This is a genomic window from Candidatus Symbiothrix dinenymphae (assembly GCF_001431085.1).
In genome coordinates this window covers 1-3966 of the sequence record NZ_BBRU01000522.1, presented here as the reverse complement: position 1 = coordinate 3966, position 3966 = coordinate 1, and the positions used below count along the sequence as shown (strand labels likewise).

The 3966-nt window shown below is 46.5% G+C and carries 4 protein-coding genes; all 4 read left to right on the top strand.

Features of this window, described 5'->3' with window-relative positions; genetic code table 11:
• Nucleotides 1-333 precede the first annotated feature (333 nt).
• On the top strand, nt 334-942 hold the full coding sequence (locus tag ASC50_RS05450) for a type IV toxin-antitoxin system AbiEi family antitoxin domain-containing protein (RefSeq protein ID WP_055432771.1): 609 nt from the start codon (nt 334-336) through the stop codon (nt 940-942).
• Nucleotides 943-944: 2 nt separating this feature from the next.
• Entirely contained in the window at nt 945-1730 is a 786-nt protein-coding gene (locus tag ASC50_RS05445; RefSeq protein ID WP_055432772.1) for a nucleotidyl transferase AbiEii/AbiGii toxin family protein, read from the top strand.
• Nucleotides 1731-1803: 73 nt separating this feature from the next.
• The gene (gene rsfS / locus ASC50_RS05440; RefSeq protein ID WP_055432773.1) at nt 1804-2163 is read left to right on the top strand and encodes a ribosome silencing factor; all 360 of its coding nucleotides are present in this window, start codon (nt 1804-1806) and stop codon (nt 2161-2163) included.
• Nucleotides 2160-3966 (top strand): ATP-dependent zinc metalloprotease FtsH (ftsH, locus tag ASC50_RS05435; protein WP_056928787.1); only part of this gene is annotated, 1807 nt, incomplete at its 3' end. The genes rsfS and ftsH, both read left to right, overlap by 4 nt.

The window sequence follows — 3966 nt, the reverse complement described above, 5'->3', positions numbered from 1 at the left end:
GCCTTTTATCCCGTAGGGATTATAGCTCGGTAGAAAAGCCAATTCTCACCTCCACCCTGCATCCCGTAGGGATGCAACCGATTGCGGATGATGTTGCATCCCCACGGGATGCAGGAATGGGGGAGGCATTCTATTTCTACCGAGCTATAATCCCCACGGGATAAAACCGTTCAGGGCTTGCATTCAATGCCATATCCTGTCCGTAGGACGATGCCCTACGCTAGGAAATTTGTCGTGCACCCGCTTGACCCGCAATTCCATGAACTCCGCCGGTGCTAATTTATTTGTTTTTGTTTCTATAATTCACTATCTTTGCAGCAAAATAGAAATGGAATGAATTTTATTGAGTTTAGAACTAATTTTGTTGAGCTTGGATGCTTCAATGTGCATCAGGTGTATGCCAAATATCCAAAATTTGACAGAAATAACCTCACGCGGTGGGTCAAAGCAGGGTATTTGGGAAAATTGCGGCAGGGTTATTATGCGTTTTCGGAGTATCTTGGGAAGTCTGATTTTGCGCTCTATCTATCCAATCGCATCTACAAGCCGTCTTACGTGAGTTTGCACACTGCTTTGGCATTCTATGGAATTATCCCTGAGGCAGTTACGCAAATTACGGCAGTGTCGGCTTTGAAAACGGCTGAATTTACAAATGCTTTCGGGCTTTACTCCTATCAGACGATAAAAGGCGAACTGCTATTTGGCTATGAATTAAAACCTTATGGCGACCGTGTCATACAATTTGCATACCCCGAAAAGGCTATTCTCGACCTGCTCTATCTGTATCCGTTTTACAACACAGCCGAAGAAATGGAAAATTTGCGCTTCGATGAATATTTCATGAGTGAAGAACTGAACATCCGGCGATTGAAGGATTTTTTGCAAAAATTTCACTCAAAAGCGTTGGACACAAGAGTACAAATTATGTTATCAACCTATTGATTATGATACAATTAGAACAAATAAAGGCTTTTTTCCCTCCGGCATTACACGAAAATGCCTCCTGTCAAAAGTATATGTTGAAAGAGTACATCCAATTGATGATTTTGGACTACCTTTCAACCTCATCGTATGTGAATAAAATAACGTTTATCGGCGGCACCAATCTGAGGCTTGTGCACGGGATAGACCGGTTTTCGGAAGACCTTGATTTTGATTGCAAAAATCTTTCGTCGGACGAGTTTTTGCAAATGACCGATGATGTGTTAATTTTTCTGCAACGGGCTGGTTTTCAGGTAGAATCGCGGGATAAAGCCAATGACAAATTGAAAGCATTCAGGCGGAATATCTATTTTCCTGAACTGCTGTTTAACTTGGGGCTGTCGGGACACAAAGAAGAACGCTTTTTGATTAAGATTGAAAGCCAAAATCAGGGCTATAATTATGTGCCTGTTGTGGTGAATGTCAAGCGGGCAGGCTTCTTTTTCCCTTTTCCGGTGCCACCGGACGGCATTTTGTGTGCGATGAAAATTTCTGCGCTCCTCTCTCGTCAAAAAGGGCGCGATTTTTATGATGTCCTGTTTTTATTATCGCAGACCGAACCCGATTATGGCTATTTGACCGCCAAATGTAACATCCATAATGGTGCAGAATTGAAAATAGCTCTCACTAATGCCCTGAATAGCATCGACATACAACAAAAATCACACGATTTTGAGCATCTGCTTTTTGATAAATCGCAAATAAAAAAAGTATTGCTTTTTGAAGAATTTATCAGGACATTGAATTGAGAAACCGCCGTCAAATAGCAAATCATAAAAAAAACAGTGCGCAATTTTGAAAAAATGTTGTATCTTTGCGCCCATGAACGAAACAAAAATATTGGTCAATAAGATTGTTGAGGCTTTGCAGGATAAAAAAGGGCAGAAAATCATGACTTTGGACGTTTCCAGGTTGGACGGCTCCATTTGCAACTATTTTATTGTGGCACAGGGGAATACGCCTACGCAGGTGTCCGCGCTTTCGGACAGCGTTTGGGACAAGGTGGGTGACGATTTGAAAGAAAAGCCGCTTGGGGCTATTGGTATGCAGGACGCACAGTGGATTGCGATGGATTACGGCACGGTGATCGTGCACATTTTCATCCCTGAATTGCGTCAATTTTATGATTTAGAAACGCTGTGGGCAGATGCCGACACAATAGAAATTCCTGATGATTTATGAGTACAAATGCAGTTAAGAAAAAAAGTGGGGGGATGAAATTCGACCCGAATTGGATTTATCTCATCCTTTGTGGTGCGATAGTCTATTGGTTCGTCACGACTAAGGACGCGATGCCGACCGAAAAGCAAATTGACTGGTCTGATTTTCAACGCTATACGCGCGAAAATGTGTTTTCCAGGATGACGGTCAACCTCAAAGAAAATTTGGTGCTTGCCGAAGTGAAGCCCGCACATCAAAAAGCGGTCTTTGGCGATACTGTGCCACCGATTAGAACCAATGCGTGGGGCGAAACGGAAAAGCCAAGCGTGAAGACCATTTTGCCGTCTGCCGACCGTTTTTCGGATTTTTACGACAAGACGAAGGAACGCTACGACATTGATGCCACCGTCAAATATGAGGAGGGCGGCAATTTTTGGCTGAACTTACTGAATGGTTTTCTGCCGATTTTGTTTTTCGTTTTCCTGTGGGTTTGGGTGATGCGCAAGATGGGTGGCGGTGGTGCCGGTGGCATTTTTGGCGTGGGCAATTCCCGGGCACAGATATATGACAAGGGCACTGCCAACAAAAAAACAACTTTCAAAGACGTGGCAGGGCTGAGCGAAGCCAAGCAGGAAGTGGAAGAAATTGTGGATTTCTTAAAAACGCCTCAAAAATATACCGCCTTGGGTGCCAAAATTCCCACCGGTGCGTTGCTGGTGGGTCCTCCGGGAACGGGTAAAACGCTGCTGGCAAAGGCAGTAGCAGGTGAGGCAGAGGTACCGTTTTTCTCGCTGTCGGGTTCCGATTTTGTGGAGATGTTTGTGGGCGTAGGGGCATCGCGGGTGCGCGATTTGTTTGCCAAAGCAAAGGCAAAGGCACCCTGCATCGTGTTTATCGACGAAATTGATGCGGTGGGGCGTGCGCGCAGCCGCAATATGGCGATGGGTGGCAACGACGAGCGCGAAAATACGCTCAATCAGTTGCTGACGGAAATGGACGGTTTTGGCACCAACAGCGGGGTGATTATCCTTGCAGCCACCAACCGCGCGGACATTCTGGACAAGGCTTTGTTGCGAGCCGGACGCTTCGACCGCCAAATTAACGTGGATTTGCCCGAATTGAACGACCGCAAAGAAATTTTTGTCGTGCACTTAAACGACATCAAGATAGATGAAACGGTTGATACCGAGTTTCTGGCACGTCAAACGCCCGGATTTTCGGGTGCCGACATCGCCAATGTCTGCAACGAAGCCGCACTGATTGCCGCCCGCGGTGGCAAAACACTGGTAGGGCGCGACGATTTTATGAATGCCGTTGACCGCATCGTAGCCGGTTTAGAGAAAAAATCGAAGATTACGACACTCGAAGAGCGGCAGGCAATCGCCCTCCACGAGGCAGGTCACGCCACGCTGAGTTGGATGCTCGAATATGCCAACCCATTAGTGAAAGTGACGATTGTGTCTCGCGGGAAAAGTCTCGGTGCCGCGTGGTATATGCCGGAAGAGCGGCAAATCACCACCTATCAGCAGCTTCAGGATGAAATGTGCGCCACTCTGGGCGGTCGTGCAGCCGAAGAATTAACATTAGGCAAAATTTCGACGGGTGCCACCAACGATTTGGAAAAAGTGACCAAGCAAGCCTACGCCATGGTAGCCTATTACGGCATGAGCGAACGCCTCCCGAACCTGAATTATTACGATTCAAGCGGTCAGGACTGGGGCACATTCACCAAGCCCTACAGCGACGAAACGGCAACCCTGATAGACGAAGAAGTGAAGCGCATCGTGAACGAACAATACCTGCGAGCAAAGGAAATCCTGGCAC

Bases quoted from the DNA above. Each gene is read 5' to 3' on its own strand.
- ASC50_RS05450 (WP_055432771.1), top strand. From the start codon at position 334: ATGAATTTTATTGAGTTTAGAACTAATTTTGTTGAGCTTGGATGCTTC.
- ASC50_RS05445 (WP_055432772.1), top strand. From the start codon at position 945: ATGATACAATTAGAACAAATAAAGGCTTTTTTCCCTCCGGCATTACAC.
- rsfS (WP_055432773.1), top strand. From the start codon at position 1,804: ATGAACGAAACAAAAATATTGGTCAATAAGATTGTTGAGGCTTTGCAG.